The organism is Gallibacterium trehalosifermentans, assembly GCF_042433055.1.
Classification (GTDB): Bacteria; Pseudomonadota; Gammaproteobacteria; order Enterobacterales; family Pasteurellaceae; genus Gallibacterium; species Gallibacterium trehalosifermentans.
Window position 1 is genome coordinate 198,138 of the sequence record NZ_JBHLWB010000004.1, and the last position, 17,770, is coordinate 215,907.

Below are 17,770 nucleotides of genomic sequence, written 5' to 3' on the forward strand. Positions count from 1 at the left end.
TTTAAACTGCATTTAGCGATTAGTTATGTATTTTACAATAACACAGTTTTTAGGATATAAAAAATTATAATCGAGAATACTGCACCCGCTGGTAGGGTAATAATCCACGATGAAATAATATTACGGATAACGGTTAAGTTGAGCGCAGCAATACCACGGGCAAAACCAACGCCAAGTACCGCCCCTACTAAAGTCTGTGTTGTGGAAATTGGTAATCCTGTACCAGAAGCAAGGATTACCGTGGTTGCAGTGGCAAATTGTGCAGAGAAACCACGACTTGGGGTTAAGTCTGTAATTCCTGTTCCAATTGTTTCCATGACTTTTTTCCCCATAACCGCAAGACCTGTAATGATACCTAATGCGCCTAATGGTAATACCCACCATGCCATGGTTGTTTTTCCTGCAATCACGCCACCATGTTCAATAATGGAAACAACAGCAGATAATGGACCAATCGCATTGGCAACATCATTTGAGCCATGAGCAAATGCCATAGAACAAGCTGTTAATAACATTAGCATACGAAAGACTTTTTCTACTGCACCAAATCCAGCAGTTGCTTTTTTCTCGAAAGATTGACTGCGTAAATAAATGAAGCAACCAATAATGGCAACAATGCTTAAAACAAGAGAAATAATAAACGTTTCACCGTTGGTAAGATGTAAACCAATATGTTTAAGCCCCTTTTTAATGGTTACTAGCGATATAATGAAAATGGTTAATCCCATATAAAAAGGTGCAAAACGTTTTGCATTATTAAGTGGAGAGTCTGTATCAAAAATTAATTTTTGCGTACTGCTAAAGATAAGATAAGCAATAATGCCAGCAATAAAAGGCGTGATAATCCAACTACCAAAAATACCTGATAATCTTCCCCATTCGACAGCATCGCTACCGATAGTTACACAAGCAAAGCCAACAATAGCCCCGATAATGGTATGGGTGGTAGAGACAGGCCAGCCTAGACGAGAAGCAAAAACAAGCCAAAAGCCAGCAGAAAGTAACGAACCCATCATACCGAGAACTAAGATCTCGGGTTGATGAATGAATAGTGTTGGGTCAATAATGCCATCTTTTATGGTTTCTGCGACTTCTCCTCCAGCAAGATATGCTCCTGCACCTTCAAAGATAATGGCAATAATAATAGCTTGACGAGGGGTGATTGCTTTTGAGCCAACGGAAGTACCCATCGCATTTGATACATCATTTGCGCCGATTCCGAATGCCATTAAAAAACCGAAAACTGCCGTTAGAATCACCAGCAACGTACTGTAATGAGATAATGTTTCCATAAGTCATCCTAATAAATTAAATGATGGTTAATCATCGATTGCATTATGAACGCGCTAACATTAATTCAATGCGAGAGCCAACACGTTGAGCTTGATCTGCTAACACCCCGACCCATTCAATGATTTTATATAAAAAGATCATATCAATCGGATTATAAGATGATTCTAAGGCTAATAATTTGCGGCGTAAGAGAATTTGCATATGGTCAGTATCATCTTCAATTTTATCCAATTCTGTAATCATATCGTTTACAAAATTCACTTCACGCCCTCTAAACCCTGTTTCTAGTAATTGATCCATTTCATCAATTACACGTCTTGCTTGATCACTTGAATCTAAACTACGGCGTACATAGGCTAAAAATTCAGCTTGAATTTCTTCAGGGACTTTTAGTTGACGACCAATTACCCGACCAGAAATATCTTTTGCATAGTTCGCTAATTTATCTAATTGCGTTACAAGTTCTAATAAGTCTGTACGTTCTACGGGCATAAATAGACCACGTGGTAATTTCAAACGGATTTCACGTTTGAGTAAATCAGCTTGCTTTTCTAATTCAGAGATTTTATTACGGAATTGCATTGCCGTTTCCCAATCATCAGTATAACAAGCTTCAAAAAAAGGAATTAACATTGCACAAGCTTCATTAACTTTAGTGGAATGCTTTTGTAGTGGTTTAAGCGGGGATTGGGCAAATAGACCAAGAATGTTATTAATTGCCATAAACATCTCCTTATCTGTGAGTTTTAAGCAAATCATAGAAGACAAAACTGGGCGAATTTTACAATAGACCTTTTTACCGTTACAAGATTTTATTTTGTGCAGCAAGGTAAAACTTTGTTAAAGTAATGGGGCTTATCATGAAAATTGAGAAATACAATATGTCGCCAGAAATTGAATTAAAGCTATTGGTAAATCAAGGTCTTATCAATAGTATAAAACAAGAACTTAGCCACTTTAAATTAATTAAACAGCAACAGGTTTTTAGTCAAAATATTTATTTTGATACACAAGATCATTTTTTCTCCCGACAAAAAATGGGACTACGCGTCAGAAAAGAAAATGAATGTTATACCATGACATTAAAAACAGCAGGTAAAGTACAAGGTGGTTTGCATATTCGTCCTGAATATAATGTGAATTTATCTTGCGAAAAGCCAGATCTTACTTTATTTCATCAATATTCAGAATTACAACTGGCGCAAGATTATGCCGTATTACAATCCTCATTAATGCCAATTTTTAGTACAGATTTTCAGCGTGAGTATTATGTGTTGGAAACTGGTAGTGGGACGCAGTTGGAGATTGCGATTGATCAAGGGAAAATTCTAGCTAATCAACAACAGGCACCGATTAGCGAGATAGAAATTGAATTAAAAACAGGATCAGTGCTTGATGTGTTGAATTTTGTACAGAATTTACTTTTTCTTGATGGAATACGAATTGGGCAAGAAAGCAAAGCAGAAAGAGGTTACCAACTCGCTGGATTAGGTAAAAAGAGCAAGCCAGTTCTAATTGAAGATTGGCGGAATTTATTGCATCAATCCTTTCCTACTGCACACCAAAAGGTGGTGGCATTACTTGATTACGAGTGGCGTTTGTTAAAATATTTAGAGAAAGTTAATACGCAAGTATCCGTGTTAGATGGTTTTGCTACGATAGAATTAATTGGCTTATTTTTTAATTTATATCAATATTATGAAAATGAGCCGCAGTTGTTAGCGCAATTATTGATGGAATTACCTGTATCACAACAAGAGATCGTTGAAGAGTTGCAAGAAACTAATCAGATGTTTTACCAACAAATTAAACAAATGATTGCACGGCATGTTGAGCAGCAAGATCATACCAAAGCAATTCAACAATTATTGGAATTTACCTCTCGAGGCAAGTATCTACAAAGAATGATTAATTTATTAAAAGTTACCTTGAAATAAGAAAATGGCAAAAGTAAAAACCGCATATGTATGTAATGATTGTGGTGCAGAATATGCACGTTGGCAGGGGCAATGCAGTGCTTGCCAAGCATGGAATACCATTACAGAAGTGAGATTAGCAAGTACACCAAGCAAAAATGATCGCTTTAGTGGCTATGCTGGGGCAAGTGGCAGTAAAGTACAGAAATTATCGGAAATTAGTTTGTCAGAGTTGCCGCGTTTTGCGAGTGGATTTAATGAATTAGATCGGGTACTAGGTGGTGGTATTGTACCAGGTAGTGCGATCTTAATTGGAGGGCACCCAGGGGCAGGAAAGAGTACTTTATTGTTGCAGGTGATGTGTGGCTTGGCACAACAAATGTCAACGTTATATGTAACGGGGGAAGAGTCGTTGCAACAAGTAGCAATGCGGGCAAAGCGTTTAAATTTACCCACAGAAACGTTGCAAGTGCTTTCAGAAACTTCCGTTGAACAAATTTGCCTGTTAGCCGATCAATTACAACCGAAAATTATGGTCATTGACTCTATTCAAGTGATGCACTTGGCGGATATACAATCTTCACCTGGAAGTGTGGCGCAAGTGCGTGAATGTGCATCTTTTTTAACGCGTTATGCAAAAACAAAACAAGTTGCCATTATTATGGTTGGACACGTAACGAAAGATGGTACCCTTGCTGGACCAAAAGTATTAGAACACTGTATTGATTGCTCGATTTTATTAGAGGGCGAAGCGGATTCTCGTTTTCGTACCTTGCGTAGTCAGAAGAACCGTTTTGGTGCCGTCAATGAGCTTGGTGTATTTGGTATGACTGAGCAAGGCTTAAAAGAAGTAAAAAATCCATCTGCAATTTTTTTAAGCCGTGGCGAAGAACAAACACCTGGTAGTTCGGTAGTTGTTTTATGGGAAGGAACTCGCCCTCTATTAGTAGAAATTCAAGCGTTAGTTGATCATTCAATGTTAGCGAATCCACGTCGAGTAGCGGTAGGGTTGGATCATAACCGAGTCGCTTTGTTGTTAGCGGTTTTACATCGCCATGGTGGTTTGCAAATGGCTGATCAGGATATTTTTGTGAATGTGGTCGGTGGTGTAAAAGTTAGTGAAACCAGTGCAGATCTTGCATTGTTATTGGCGTTGATTTCGAGTTTCCGCAATCGAGCATTACCACGAGATTTAGTCGTATTTGGAGAAGTGGGGTTAGCAGGCGAAATTCGCCCTGTACCTAGTGGGCAGGAACGGATTAGTGAGGCAGCTAAACATGGTTTTCGCCGAGCAATCGTCCCTTATGCCAATCGTCCCAAAAATCCGATTGAGAATATGCAGGTTTTTGTGGTGAAAAAATTGAGTGATGCTTTGCAAGTTTTAGATGGCTTTTAACGAAAATATTTATCGATAAACATTGGTTTTTTCTGCATTTTATGGTATAAAACGCACCGCCTTTTTGTCGTAAAAATTTTGAAAGGCAAATTTATTATTTCACACACATATCTATACTAACAATCGGGGTGCCAAACGGTCGATTGTTTAGGGATATGTGGAGGCTAAACCCCAATCAAATAAGGAAAAAATTATGGCACAAGTTACAATGCGTGAAATGCTACAAGCTGGCGTTCATTTCGGTCACCAAACTCGTTACTGGAATCCAAAAATGAAACCATTCATTTTCGGACCACGTAATGGTGTTCATATTATCAACTTAGAAAAAACATTACCTATGTTTAATGCAGCGTTAGAAGAGTTAAAACGTATTGCAGCAAACAACGGTAAAGTGCTTTTCGTTGGTACAAAACGTGCCGCAACTGATCCAGTGCAAGCAGCAGCATTAGATTGCCAACAATACTATGTAAACCACCGCTGGTTAGGTGGTATGTTGACTAACTGGAAAACAGTTCGTCAATCAATCAAACGCTTAAAAGATTTAGAAACTCAATCTCAAGATGGTACTTTTGATAAATTAACCAAAAAAGAAGCGTTAATGCGTACTCGTGAGATGGAAAAATTAGAGTTAAGTCTTGGCGGTATCAAAGATATGGGCGGTTTACCAGATGCGTTATTTGTTATCGCGGCTGATCACGAACATATCGCAGTAAAAGAAGCAAATAATCTTGGTATTCCTGTGTTTGCGATTGTTGATACTAACTCTGATCCAGATGGCGTTGATTATGTGATTCCTGGTAACGATGACGCAGTAAGAGCAATCCAACTTTACTTAACTGCAGCAGCACAAGCTGTGAAAGAGGGTAAAGCACAAGCTCAAGGTGCGGTTGCAGAAGAAGCTTTTGAACAATTAGCAGCAGAAGCTGAAGCGAAAGCAGAATAATCTTATTGGGATCTAATAAGGTTAAATCCCTTATTAACCACAGTAAACTAATTGGTTAGCAGGGGACTCATTAGGGTTCCCTGTTTTATATAAAATGTGGTCTAACTGACACAGAAAGAGGATTTAAAAATGGCTGAAATTACAGCATCATTAGTAAAAGAACTTCGTGAACGTACTGGCGCAGGTATGATGGAGTGCAAAAAAGCACTTGTTGAAGCAAACGGCGATATCGAATTAGCAATCGACAATATGCGCAAATCAGGTCAAGCAAAAGCGGCGAAAAAAGCAGGTCGTGTTGCAGCAGAAGGCGTTATTCTTGCACGTATTGGCGCAGGTTTTGGTGCATTAGTGGAAATGAACTGCGAAACAGACTTCGTAGCGAAAGATGCAGGCTTCTTAGAACTTGCAAACGAAGTGGCAGATTATGCTTTAGCTAACAAAGGCGCATCAATTGACGATTTAAAAGCGGCATTTGAAGAAAAACGTGCGGCGTTAGTAGCTAAAATCGGCGAAAATATGAACATTCGTCGTGTGCAATACCTAGAAGGTGAAGTGATCGCACAATACTTACACGGTGCAAAAATCGGTGTATTAGTAGCAGGTGCAGGTGCGGAAGATGAGTTGAAAAAAGTCGCAATGCACGTTGCCGCATCTAAACCTGAATTCGTGAACCCTGAAGATGTATCTGCTGATGTGGTTGCGAAAGAGCGTGAAATTCAAATTGAAATCGCGATGAACTCTGGCAAACCAAAAGAAATCGCAGAAAAAATGGTTGAAGGTCGTATGGCGAAATTCACAGGTGAAGTATCATTAACAGGTCAGCCGTTTGTAATGGATCCTTCACAATCTGTGGGTAGCTACTTAAAATCAGTAAACGCTTCAGTTTCTGGCTTTATCCGTTTAGAAGTGGGTGAAGGTATTGAGAAAGTTGAATCTGACTTTGCTGCTGAAGTAGCTGCGATGTCAAAAGCTTAATTAGCCATCTGAAAAAAGCGAGGAAACTCGCTTTTTTTATAAGCTGAAAATATAAACAAGTATTTTGCAGTGCTTAACTGAAGTAGAAAATTATTTGTTTATATTTTCACAACAATATGAAAAGGAAAATCACAATGAGTCAATTAAAACCAATTTATAACCGTATTTTACTTAAACTGAGTGGTGAAGCATTACAAGGTGAAGAGGGTTTTGGAATCGATCCTTCTATTTTGGATCGTATGGCAGCTGAAATTAAAGATCTCTTGGCATTAGGTGTACAAGTTGCGGTTGTATTAGGTGGTGGTAATTTATTCCGTGGTGCAAAATTAGCGAAAGCTGGAATGAACCGTGTTGTTGGTGATCATATGGGAATGTTAGCAACAGTAATGAATGGTTTAGCGATGCGTGATTCATTACATCGTGCAGATGTGAATGCGAAATTGATGTCGGCATTTCCTCTTAATGGGGTGTGTGATACATATAGTTGGGCTCAAGCAATTCGTTTGTTAAAACAAGGACAAGTTGTGATTTTTTCAGCAGGGACAGGTAACCCTTTCTTTACGACTGATTCGGCCGCTTGTTTACGAGGTATTGAAATTGAAGCTGATGTCGTGCTTAAAGCAACGAAAGTTGATGGTGTCTATGATTGTGATCCTGCAACCAATCCAAATGCAAAATTATATTCACAATTAACCTACCAAGAAGTATTAGAAAAAGAGTTAAAAGTAATGGATTTAGCTGCATTTACCTTAGCACGAGATCACGGTATGCCAATTCGTGTATTTAATATGAATAAACCTGGTGCATTACGTCAAGTTGTATTAGGTGAGAGGGAAGGTACGTTGATTACCGATAAAAAATAGATTTAAAAAAAGCATTACATTAGTTAAAATTCGGCAGCAGTTGTTATTCAACTTAATTTAAAAAGGAAAATAGTGTGATTAAAACAATTAAAGATGAAGCGCAACAACGTATGGAAAAAAGCGTTGAAGCCTTAAAAAGCCAAATCTCTAAAATTCGTACTGGACGTGCACACCCAAGTTTATTAGATGGTATTCATGTAGAATATTATGGTGCAGCGACACCATTACGCCAAGTGGCTAACGTTGTTGCCGAAGACGCTCGTACATTAGCAGTAACCGTATTTGATCGTAGTTTAATTTCTGCGGTAGAAAAAGCGATTATGGCTTCTGATCTTGGTTTGAATCCAGCTTCTGCTGGCACAACTATTCGTGTTCCATTACCGCCTTTAACAGAAGAGCGTCGTCGTGATTTAACTAAAGTTGTTCGTGGCGAAGCTGAGCAAGGGCGTGTTGCAGTACGTAATATCCGTCGTGATGCAAATGATAAAATTAAAGCATTGTTGAAAGATAAAGAAATTAGCGAGAACGAAGAACGTAAAGCACAAGAAGAGATCCAAAAATTAACGGATCTTTATGTGAAAAAAGTTGATGAGGCGTTAGCAGAAAAAGAAAAAGAGCTAATGGATTTCTAATTAATCTTTTCGGTAACTGGCGTAATTTAGATTGCGCCAGTTATTTTTTTATTTTTAACAACAAGCTGCACATATCATGAAAAATATCGTCATTCTAGGTTCTACTGGTTCAATTGGCCAAAGTACCATCTCTGTAATAAAGCATAATAAAAATTATCAAGTTTTTGCCTTAGTTGCGAATAGTAATGTTGAGTTAGTAACAAAGCAGTGTTTAGAATTTGAGCCTTTATTTGTTGCAATGGCGAATCATAGTGCAGCAAAACAAGTTGCAGAAAGATTAAAACGTCAAGGTTGTGCGACAGAAGTCGTGGCAGGTGAAGAAGCGATTTGTGAACTTGCCGCCCATGAAAAAGTCGATATGGTCATGGCGGCGATTGTTGGTGCGGCAGGTCTCTTGCCAACGTTATCGGCGATTAAAGCTGGGAAACGTATTTTATTAGCGAATAAAGAATCATTGGTTACTTGTGGGCAGGTCTTTTTAGATGCGGTGAAAAAATATGGGGCTACTTTGTTGCCAGTTGACAGTGAGCATAATGCGATCTTTCAATCATTACCAGTAGAAGCACAACAAAATATTGGTTTTTGTGATTTAGCAGCATTAGGCGTTAGTAAAATTGTCTTGACGGGATCTGGTGGTCCATTTAGAACCAAACCTTTAGATGAATTTGAGCGTATTACCCCAGCGCAAGCGATTGCGCACCCAAATTGGTCAATGGGCGCAAAAATTTCCGTTGATTCAGCAACAATGATGAATAAAGGATTGGAATATATTGAGGCTCGATGGTTATTTAATGCTCGTGCTGAACAAATGGAGATTATTATTCACCCTCAATCTATTATTCATTCTATGGTACGGTATATTGATGGTAGTGTGATTGCACAAATGGGTAATCCTGATATGCGAACGCCGATTGCGGAAACAATGTCTTATCCACAACGCATTGTGTCTGGCGTGGCACCATTAGATTTTACGCAGATTGCAGAGCTAACCTTTATGGCGCCAGATTTTCAACGTTATCCAAATTTAAAATTAGCGATTGAAGCATTTGATGCTGGACAATATGCAACCACGGCAATGAATGCCGCTAATGAAGTTGCGGTTGCTGCTTTTTTACAAGAACGAATTAAATTTACCCAGATTGCAGAATTAAATCGTTTGGTCGTGGAAAAGATTCCTGCACAGCATATTTGTTCGGTAGAAGATGTCTTAGCCGTTGATAAAATCGCCAGAGAATTGGCAAATGATTGGATTTTAAGTTTTTAATTAATCACTTGCGTGGTATATTGTCGCTCGGTATTAGTTACGCAATTTTAAATATTATATGGCATTAGATCCTGAAAATATCCCTCAACATGTTGCAATTATTATGGACGGCAATGGGCGCTGGGCGAAACAAAAAGGTAAATTACGTGTTTTTGGTCATCGTAATGGTGCACAAGCAGTAAGGCGTGCAGTTTATTATGCTGCTAAGACGGGTATTAAATATCTGACTTTATACGCATTTAGTAGTGAAAATTGGCAACGACCAGAACATGAAGTGAACGCGTTGATGGATTTATTTATGCGAATGCTAGATCTGGAAGTGGGGAAATTACATAAAAATAATATTCGCTTAAAAGTGTTAGGTAATATTTCTCGTTTTAGTGATGGCTTGCAAAAACGGATCCGTCATGCGGAAGAGCTAACTCAACATAATACTCAATTAACGTTAAATATTGCTGCAAATTATGGTGGTTGTTGGGATATTTTACAGGCAACTAAGCGTGTTTGCGCAGAAGTACAAGCTGGCAAACTAGATTTACAACAATTAGATGAAACAAAATTTGCAGATTACTTAACAACAGCAGAACAACCAATGGTTGATTTATTAATTCGTACCAGTGGCGAACAACGAATTAGCAATTTTTTATTGTGGCAAGTGGCATATGCAGAACTCTATTTTACGGAAGTTTTATGGCCAGATTTTTCAGAAATGGAATTTGAGGCTGCACTGGATTTTTATCAACAACGAGAGCGTCGTTTTGGCTCACTTTCTAAAAGATCATAATAGGAGTTTATTTTGTTAAAGGCTCGAATTTTGTCAGCACTAGTATTAGTTAGTCTAGTATTTATCGTGCTCTTTGTTTTCCCGCCCCTATTATTTGCGTGTACTTGTGCATTACTAGTTGTATTAGCTGTTTGGGAATGGACTCAATTTGCTAAGGTTAAACAACCTATTATGCGTGGGATTATTACGAGTATCGCTGCTGCATTGCTTTATCTATTTATTTATGCAAGTAGTGATTTTATTGCTAGTGGTAAAATTTTAAATGATGTCTCGGAATTGTTGATAGTTTCTTCATTGGTATGGTGGAGTATTGCCTTTATTTTGGTCATTACCTATCCAAAAAGTACGACATTCTGGGGGACATCAGCTATTGCACAACTTTTATTTGCATTTTTTACACTGACGCCTTTTTTCCTAAGTTTATTAGCACTGCGTTTTTATCAGTATAACAGCAGTAGTTATCAAGGAATTATCTTACTTTTATATGTTTTCTTATTGGTTTGGGCTGCCGATACGGGGGCTTATTTTGCTGGTCGAAAATTTGGTAAGCATAAATTAGCGGCAAAAGTTTCCCCTGGGAAAACGTGGGAAGGCGTAATCGGTGGTATTGCTTTAACCATTATTGTTGCGGCTATCTTTTTAACGATTACACCACTATATGAAGCAACAAATCTTTCATTTGCGGGCTTGGTTGTGGTATCGGTATTAACTGTTATGGTATCAATTTTGGGTGATCTCACCGAAAGTATGCTTAAACGTCATTGTGGTATTAAAGATAGTAGTCAGTTGATTCCTGGACATGGTGGCATTTTAGATCGTGTAGATAGTTTAACGGCAGCGTTACCAGTGTTTTGTTCCTTTTTCTTTGTATTAGCTTAGTTGGATAAGTTATGCCATCATTTTTGTGGACAGTTATTTCATTTATTGTTGTTATTGCCGTATTAGTGTTTGTACACGAGTTTGGGCATTTTTGGGTGGCAAGAAAATGTGGGGTAGCGGTACAACGCTTCTCGATTGGGTTTGGTAAAGTACTTTGGCGAAAAACGGATAAACATGGTACAGAGTTTGTTGTTTCGCTGATTCCACTTGGTGGCTATGTCAAAATGCTAGATGAACGCAATGAAGAGGTAGCACCTGAATTAATTGCTAAATCATTTAATCGCCAGCCAGTTTTCTCTCGTATTCTGATTTATGCAGCAGGTCCATTAGCTAATTTTTTATTTGCTCTTGTCGCGTTTTGGCTTGTCTATTTAATTGGGATTCCAACTTTAAAGCCCATTATTGCTGAGTTACGTCAAGATTCATTAGCAGCACAAGCGCAGTTGCCTACGAACTATCGTATTACTGCGATTGATAATGAGCCGATCCATAATTGGGAAGAGGTGAATTTAGTGTTGGCGGCAAAGATGGGTGATGGCAAGGTGAAAATTAGTTTGCAAGATGACAACTCAGATCATCTTATTCATCGTACAATCGATCTTTCAGCATGGAAATTTGATCCAAGTAATGAAACGGCATTTACCGCTTTGGGAATTGAGCCTAAACGTGCAAAAGTGGAGAATGTGATTGCTAAAGTGGCTGAAAATTCGCCTGCAGCCAAAAGTGGTTTACAAATAGGTGATAAAATTTTAGCGGTGAATGGCGAAAAACTTAGTTGGACAGCGTTTGTGCAGAAAATTCAAGGTTCAGCAAATCAACCTTTACAACTTCGTATTGAACGGCAAGGCATCACGAAAAATATTGAATTAACTCCACAATTAAATGAAAAAGGTAAAGCATATGTTGGGTTAGTGCCAGCTGTTCAAGGGCTTAGTGCGACGGATATTGAAATACAACGTTATGGCTTATTGTCTGCGTTATCGCACTCTTGGCAAATGGTCGGACAACTTTCTTGGGCAACAATTAAGATTGTTGGAAAACTTTTTACGGGAGAGGTGAGTCTAAGCAGCTTGGGTGGTCCAATCTCTATTGCTCAAGGGGCGGGAGTATCATCTGAAAATGGGTTAACCTATTTTTTACGCTTTATGGCGCTGATCAGCGTAAATCTAGGGATTATGAATTTATTCCCATTGCCAGTATTAGATGGTGGGCAACTTGTCTTTCTCTTAATTGAGGGGATCACCAGAAAACCTGTGCCAGAAAAAATTCAAAATATCGCGTATCGTATTGGTATTGCGTTATTATTATGGCTTACAGTTTTTGTATTATTTAATGATATAATGCGTTTATAATGCAGCAGTTGAATGTTGGATTTTTACTGTTATTGAAAACACCAGGATTGATTACTATGAAGAAAATTTTGTTAACCAGTTTATTATTTAGTAGCACCATAAGTTTTGCAGCCCCATTTGTCGTGAAAGACATTCGATTAGATGGTATTTCAGAGGGGAATAAAGGCGCTATTTTAGCGCGTTTGCCAGTGAAAGTTGGACAGACTATCACTGATAGAGATATTTCAGATCTTGTGCGAGCGCTGTACCTTAATGGTTCATTCTCTAATGTACAAGCTTCTCGTGAAGGAAATACATTGGTTATTCATATTGCAGAACATGCAGTGATTAATAGTTTAGACTTTTCTGGTAATGATTCTATTCCGAAAGACGCATTGCAGGAGAATTTAAATGCTAACAATATCAAAAAAGGAAGCTTGTTGAACCGTGAAAAACTCAATGCGTTCCGTGATGAGTTAATAAATTATTATCACTCCATTGGTTTTTATAATGCGCAAGTTGATTTTGCAGTTGATCAAGTTTCAAGTAATCAAGCAGATGTAAAGCTAAATATTATTGAGGGTGAGCGAGCGTTAGTTAAAGAAATCAATTTTGTAGGGAATCAGGCATTTGATCGTAAAACATTGCTAGAGCAAATGGAAATACAGCCTGATACTTCATGGTGGAATTTCTTTGCAAGTAGTAAATTAGATCAACAAAAATTCCAAAATGATCTGCAAGCGCTTAAAACTTTCTATCTAAATAAAGGTTATCCGAAATTTAATATCACTGACGTGAAGACAAAAGTGAGTGATGATAAGAAAGATATTGCTATTACCATTGATCTATTTGAAGGTGAACAATATAAAGTTAGTGGCGCTCGTGTTGTAGGAGATACAGCTGGTTTGATGCCTCAAATAGAACCATTATTGAAAAAAATCTATGTGGGTGAATTATTTAATGGCGATAATGCAAAAGATGTTGAAGAGAGTATTAAACAAATTCTTGGTGATAATAGTTATGCTGCACCACAAGTCAATTTAGTACCTGAATTTGATGAAGAAAAACATGAAGTGAATTTAACGTATGTGGTTGATGCGGGGCATCGTTACTATGTGCGCAATATTCTCTTTAAAGGTAATGATTCAAGTGCAGATAAAACATTACGACAAGAAATGCGCCAACAAGAAGGTTCGCTATACTCTTTGGCAGCGATTCAGCAAGGTAAGCTTCGTTTAGAACGTACAGGTTTCTTTGAAACAGTAGATAGTTTTACAGAAATGGTCAAAGGAACAAATGACCAAATGGACGTGATCTATAAAGTAAAAGAGCGTAATACAGGTAGCATTAATTTCGGTATTGGTTATGGTACAGAAAGTGGATTTAGTTACAATGCAAGTGTGAAACAAGATAATTTCTTAGGAACAGGCGCATCTGCTAGTCTATCTGGTACACGTAACGATTACGGTATGAGCATTGCACTAGGCTATAATGAGCCTTATTTTACCAAAGATGGCGTGAGTCTTGGTGGTAATGTTTATTATGAAAAATACGATAACTCAAAAAATAATAATCAAGCATCTTATTCAAAAACGTCTTACGGGATTGATGCCACATTAGGTTTTCCTGTAAATGAAAATAACTCTTACTATTTAGGCTTAGGATATGCGCATAATAAATTAAAAGATATTCAACCAGAATATCAACGAGCGTTATATTTACAATCAATCAAAGCAAACAGTTGGGAGTTTTCTAATCATGACTTTGATTTCAGCTTTGGCTGGGGTTATAACAGTTTAAATCGTGGTTTCTTCCCAACGCAAGGTGTAAAAGCGAATATTGGTGGTCGAATCAGTATTCCTGGGTCAGATAATAAATATTATAAATTAAATGCAAGTGTTATTGGTTATTATCCATTGAACCGTGCAGAAACTTGGGTTATTTCAGGTAAAGCAAGCCTTAATTATGCGAATGGCTTTGGTGGTAAGAAATTACCATTCTATCAATACTATACTGCGGGCGGTATTGGCTCATTACGTGGTTTCTCTTATGGTTCAGTAGGTCCGAATGCGTTTTATCTTACTAAAGATGCACCTAATGGGTGTTTGAATGGTGCGATTCATAATGAATTTGAATGTTATATGAATGGAGAGAGTACAGATATTATTGGTGGTAATGCTATGGCGACAACCAGTATTGAATTAATTGTACCAACGCCATTTGTCAGCGATAAAAGCCAAACTACGGTCAGAACATCACTCTTTGTAGATGCTGCAAGTGTATGGAATACGAAATGGGATAAAGAATTATCTAAACGATATGATGTTGTAGATTATAGTGATCCTTCACGTGTTAGAGCTTCTGCTGGAATTTCATTCCAATGGCAATCGCCAATAGGACCATTGGTTTTCTCTTATGCAAAACCAATCAAAAAATATGAAGGTGATGATGTAGAACAGTTCCAATTTAGTATTGGTGGTTCATTTTAATTATATTTGGGGAACTTATTGCAGTTTATAGACTCAAATAAGCTCCCTTAAAATTGTTTATAACATAAAATTAGGAGTTTTATATGAAAAAAGCATTAAAAGTTACAGGATTAGCTATTGCATTAGCAAGTACAACATTATTTTCTTCTATGGCAAGTGCAGAGGAAAATATTGCATATGTAAATGGTAACCTATTATTAAATAGCAGCAATATTCAACAAAAAATTGCTAAGATTCAAGATGAATACAAAGCAGCAGAAGCTGAATTGGTGAAAAAACTAGAACCAAAAAGAAAAGAAATTGAAGATAAGCGTAAAAAGTTAGAGAAAGATAGCAAAAATTTACGCCAAGCAGATATCAAAAAACGTGAAGAAGAAATTCAAAAATTAATTGCTGCACACGATAATGAAGTGTATCAATTACAGCAAAAATATAATGAACTTGTTGCAGAAGAGCAGGATAGAACAATTAAATCAATACAAGGTTTAATCGCTCAAGTTGCAAAAGAGAAGAAATATACATTTGTTTTGACTGATACTGCATTTGCTTATGCTGATTCAAGTAAAGATATTACCGAACAAGTAATTGAACTCTTAAAAAAAGAAGCAGTCTCTGAGAAAAAATAAGGACTAGCGGGAATTATGCAACAATACCGTCTAAGTGATTTGGCGGAAAAAGTCGGCGGTACTCTAAAGGGTAACGCCGATATTTTCGTTGAAAGTATTGCACCGTTAGAGCGTGCAACCTCACAACATTTAACATTTATCTCTAACCCAAAATTTCGCCCATTGCTTGCTGAAAGCCAAGCTGGTGTTTTATTGGTAAGTGAAGCAGATATTCCGTATTGTACTGAAAAACAAAATATTATTATTGTAAAAGATCCTTATGTGGCTTATGCGATTTTGGCGCAATATATGGACAACACCCCGAAACCTGCTAGCGACATTGCTGATAGTGCTGTCATTTCGCCGACAGCTATATTAGGAAAAAATGTCAGTATTGGTGCTAATGCAGTCATCGAAGATGGTGCCGTATTAGGTGATGATGTTTGTATTGGTGCAGGTTGTTTTATTGGTAAAAATGCCAAAATTGGTGCTAGAACTAAGTTATGGGCAAATGTTTCTATCTATCATGCAGTTGAAATCGGTACAGATTGTTTAATCCAATCTTCGGCGGTGATTGGTAGCGATGGTTTTGGTTATGCAAATGAACGTGGAAAATGGATTAAAATTCCACAAACAGGAACAGTGATTATTGGTAATCATGTCGAAATTGGTGCTTGTACCTGTATTGATCGTGGTGCATTAGATGCAACGGTCATAGAAGATAATGTGATTATTGATAATCTTTGCCAAATTGCGCATAACGTTCATATTGGTACAGGAACTGCGGTTGCTGGTGGTGTGATTATGGCTGGAAGTTTACATGTCGGACGCTATTGCTTAATTGGTGGGGCTAGTGTGATCAATGGGCATATGGAAATTTGCGATGGCGTAACGGTAACAGGAATGGGAATGGTAATGCGCCCAATTACTGAGCCTGGCGTTTATTCTTCGGGTATTCCATTACAACCAAACAAAGAGTGGCGTAAAACAGCAGCTTTGACGTTAGGTATTAATGATATGAATAAACGACTCAAAGAATTAGAAAAACGAATTAAAAATATCAATAAGTAATAAAGGTATATTAAGGGGCAACCAAAGTGACAATTCAACGAGAACCAAGACAAGTTGACATTAATGAAATTATGCAGCTTTTGCCACACCGTTACCCATTTTTATTGGTTGATCGTGTGTTAGATTTTGAAGAAGGAAAATGGATTAAGGCAGTAAAAAATATCAGTGTAAATGAACCCTGTTTTACAGGGCATTTTCCACAAAAGCCTATTTTTCCTGGCGTATTAATTTTAGAAGCACTCGCGCAGGCTGCTGGAGTATTAGCATTTAAAACGTCTCAGTTATCATCAAATGAGCTTTATTATTTTGCAGCAATTGATAATGCGCGTTTTAAAAAGCCAGTTGTGCCAGGCGATCAACTGTTATTAGATATTGAATTTGAACGTGAAAGACGGGGTGTGATGCGTTTTAAGGGAATTGCAACCGTTGATGGACAATTAGTGTGTGAAGCTGACTTAATGTGTGCTAGACGAGGAGTTTAAGATGATCCACCCAAGTGCTAAAATCCATTCAACATCAATTATCGAAGAGGGCGCAATCCTTGGGGCTAATGTTGTTGTTGGTCCGTTTTGTATTATTGAAAAAGATGTCGAAATTGGTGCCAATACGGTTTTGAACTCGCATATTGTGATTAAAGGGAAAACGAAGATTGGGGAAAATAACCAAATCTATCAATTTGCAACGATTGGTGAAGTAAACCAAGATCTGAAGTATGCAGGTGAACCAACAACAACGATTATTGGTAATAATAATCGTATTCGTGAACACGTTACTATCCATCGAGGTACGGTGCAAGGTGGTGGTGTTACGAAGATTGGCGATAATAATCTCTTTATGGTCAATGCGCATATCGCTCACGACTGCCAAATTAAAAATAATTGTATTCTTGCTAATAACGCCACATTAGCAGGTCATGTACAGCTAGATGACTTTGTGATTGTTGGTGGTATGTCTGCAATTCACCAATTTGTTATTGTGGGAGCGCACGTTATGCTTGGTGGTGGTTCAATGGTTAGCCAAGATGTTCCACCATATGTGATGGCGCAAGGTAATCATGCTCGTCCATTTGGTATCAATATTGAAGGATTAAGAAGACGAGGATTTGATAAACCAACATTGCACGTCATTCGCAGTGTGTATAAATTGATCTATCGTAGTGAAAAAACATTAGAACAAGTTATGCCTGAAATTGAACAAATTGCTGAAACAGAATCATCAATTAGTTTCTTTATTGACTTCTTTAAGCGTTCAACACGTGGCATTATTCGCTAATATTTCGTCATTGACCGCATTTTTTATCATATGAGTGCATAGATAGAAAATGCGGTT

General features: G+C 37.7%; 17 protein-coding genes. 15 read left to right on the forward strand and 2 right to left on the reverse strand.

Going from position 1 to position 17,770, the window contains the following annotated elements; genetic code table 11:
* Positions 1-32 precede the first annotated feature (32 nt).
* Positions 33-1,292: an inorganic phosphate transporter gene (locus ACFFHK_RS05400; protein ID WP_382370301.1), complete on the reverse strand. Its 1,260-nt coding sequence runs from the start codon at positions 1,290-1,292 to the stop codon at positions 33-35.
* 43 nt (positions 1,293-1,335) lie between these two features.
* Positions 1,336-2,016 carry a TIGR00153 family protein gene (locus tag ACFFHK_RS05405; RefSeq protein ID WP_382370303.1) on the reverse strand — a complete coding sequence of 227 codons (681 nt, stop codon included), beginning with the start codon at positions 2,014-2,016 and terminating at the stop codon, positions 1,336-1,338.
* Between the two features lie 137 nt (positions 2,017-2,153).
* Here ACFFHK_RS05405 and ACFFHK_RS05410 point away from each other — a divergent pair, with 137 nt between their 5' ends.
* The 15 genes from ACFFHK_RS05410 to lpxA all read left to right on the forward strand — a co-directional run bounded on the left by ACFFHK_RS05410 (position 2,154) and on the right by lpxA (position 17,713).
* Entirely contained in the window at positions 2,154-3,230 is a 1,077-nt protein-coding gene (locus tag ACFFHK_RS05410; RefSeq protein WP_382370305.1) for a CYTH domain-containing protein, read from the forward strand.
* A 4-nt stretch (positions 3,231-3,234) separates the two neighbouring features.
* Positions 3,235-4,605, forward strand: coding sequence for a DNA repair protein RadA (gene radA, locus ACFFHK_RS05415; RefSeq protein ID WP_382370307.1), 1,371 nt, complete (start codon positions 3,235-3,237; stop codon positions 4,603-4,605).
* A 193-nt stretch (positions 4,606-4,798) separates the two neighbouring features.
* Positions 4,799-5,548 (forward strand): 30S ribosomal protein S2, encoded by a 750-nt coding sequence (gene rpsB / locus ACFFHK_RS05420; RefSeq protein ID WP_382370309.1) that lies wholly within the window; start codon positions 4,799-4,801, stop codon positions 5,546-5,548.
* Between the two features lie 129 nt (positions 5,549-5,677).
* Entirely contained in the window at positions 5,678-6,523 is an 846-nt protein-coding gene (gene tsf / locus ACFFHK_RS05425) for a translation elongation factor Ts (RefSeq protein ID WP_382370311.1), read from the forward strand.
* 134 nt (positions 6,524-6,657) lie between these two features.
* A complete protein-coding gene (gene pyrH / locus ACFFHK_RS05430; RefSeq protein WP_382370313.1) occupies positions 6,658-7,386 on the forward strand; it encodes a UMP kinase in 729 nt (242 codons plus the stop codon).
* 74 nt (positions 7,387-7,460) lie between these two features.
* Positions 7,461-8,018: a ribosome recycling factor gene (gene frr / locus ACFFHK_RS05435; protein ID WP_065237278.1), complete on the forward strand. Its 558-nt coding sequence runs from the start codon at positions 7,461-7,463 to the stop codon at positions 8,016-8,018.
* A 76-nt stretch (positions 8,019-8,094) separates the two neighbouring features.
* Positions 8,095-9,282: a 1-deoxy-D-xylulose-5-phosphate reductoisomerase gene (ispC, locus tag ACFFHK_RS05440; RefSeq protein WP_382370316.1), complete on the forward strand. Its 1,188-nt coding sequence runs from the start codon at positions 8,095-8,097 to the stop codon at positions 9,280-9,282.
* A gap of 58 nt (positions 9,283-9,340) precedes the next feature.
* On the forward strand, positions 9,341-10,066 hold the full coding sequence (gene uppS / locus ACFFHK_RS05445; protein WP_382370318.1) for a polyprenyl diphosphate synthase: 726 nt from the start codon (positions 9,341-9,343) through the stop codon (positions 10,064-10,066).
* 12 nt (positions 10,067-10,078) lie between these two features.
* Entirely contained in the window at positions 10,079-10,945 is an 867-nt protein-coding gene (locus ACFFHK_RS05450; protein ID WP_382370320.1) for a CDP-archaeol synthase, read from the forward strand.
* A gap of 11 nt (positions 10,946-10,956) precedes the next feature.
* Positions 10,957-12,297 carry a sigma E protease regulator RseP gene (gene rseP / locus ACFFHK_RS05455; RefSeq protein ID WP_382370322.1) on the forward strand — a complete coding sequence of 447 codons (1,341 nt, stop codon included), beginning with the start codon at positions 10,957-10,959 and terminating at the stop codon, positions 12,295-12,297.
* A gap of 56 nt (positions 12,298-12,353) precedes the next feature.
* On the forward strand, positions 12,354-14,765 hold the full coding sequence (gene bamA, locus ACFFHK_RS05460; protein WP_382370404.1) for an outer membrane protein assembly factor BamA: 2,412 nt from the start codon (positions 12,354-12,356) through the stop codon (positions 14,763-14,765).
* 83 nt (positions 14,766-14,848) lie between these two features.
* Entirely contained in the window at positions 14,849-15,391 is a 543-nt protein-coding gene (locus ACFFHK_RS05465) for an OmpH/Skp family outer membrane protein (protein WP_382370324.1), read from the forward strand.
* A 15-nt stretch (positions 15,392-15,406) separates the two neighbouring features.
* Entirely contained in the window at positions 15,407-16,441 is a 1,035-nt protein-coding gene (gene lpxD / locus ACFFHK_RS05470) for a UDP-3-O-(3-hydroxymyristoyl)glucosamine N-acyltransferase (protein ID WP_382370326.1), read from the forward strand.
* 26 nt (positions 16,442-16,467) lie between these two features.
* Positions 16,468-16,923, forward strand: a complete 456-nt coding sequence (fabZ, locus tag ACFFHK_RS05475) for a 3-hydroxyacyl-ACP dehydratase FabZ (protein WP_382370328.1) — start codon at positions 16,468-16,470, stop codon at positions 16,921-16,923.
* A gap of 1 nt (position 16,924) precedes the next feature.
* The gene (gene lpxA, locus ACFFHK_RS05480) at positions 16,925-17,713 is read left to right on the forward strand and encodes an acyl-ACP--UDP-N-acetylglucosamine O-acyltransferase (RefSeq protein WP_382370330.1); all 789 of its coding nucleotides are present in this window, start codon (positions 16,925-16,927) and stop codon (positions 17,711-17,713) included.
* The last annotated feature ends 57 nt before the right edge of the window (positions 17,714-17,770 follow it).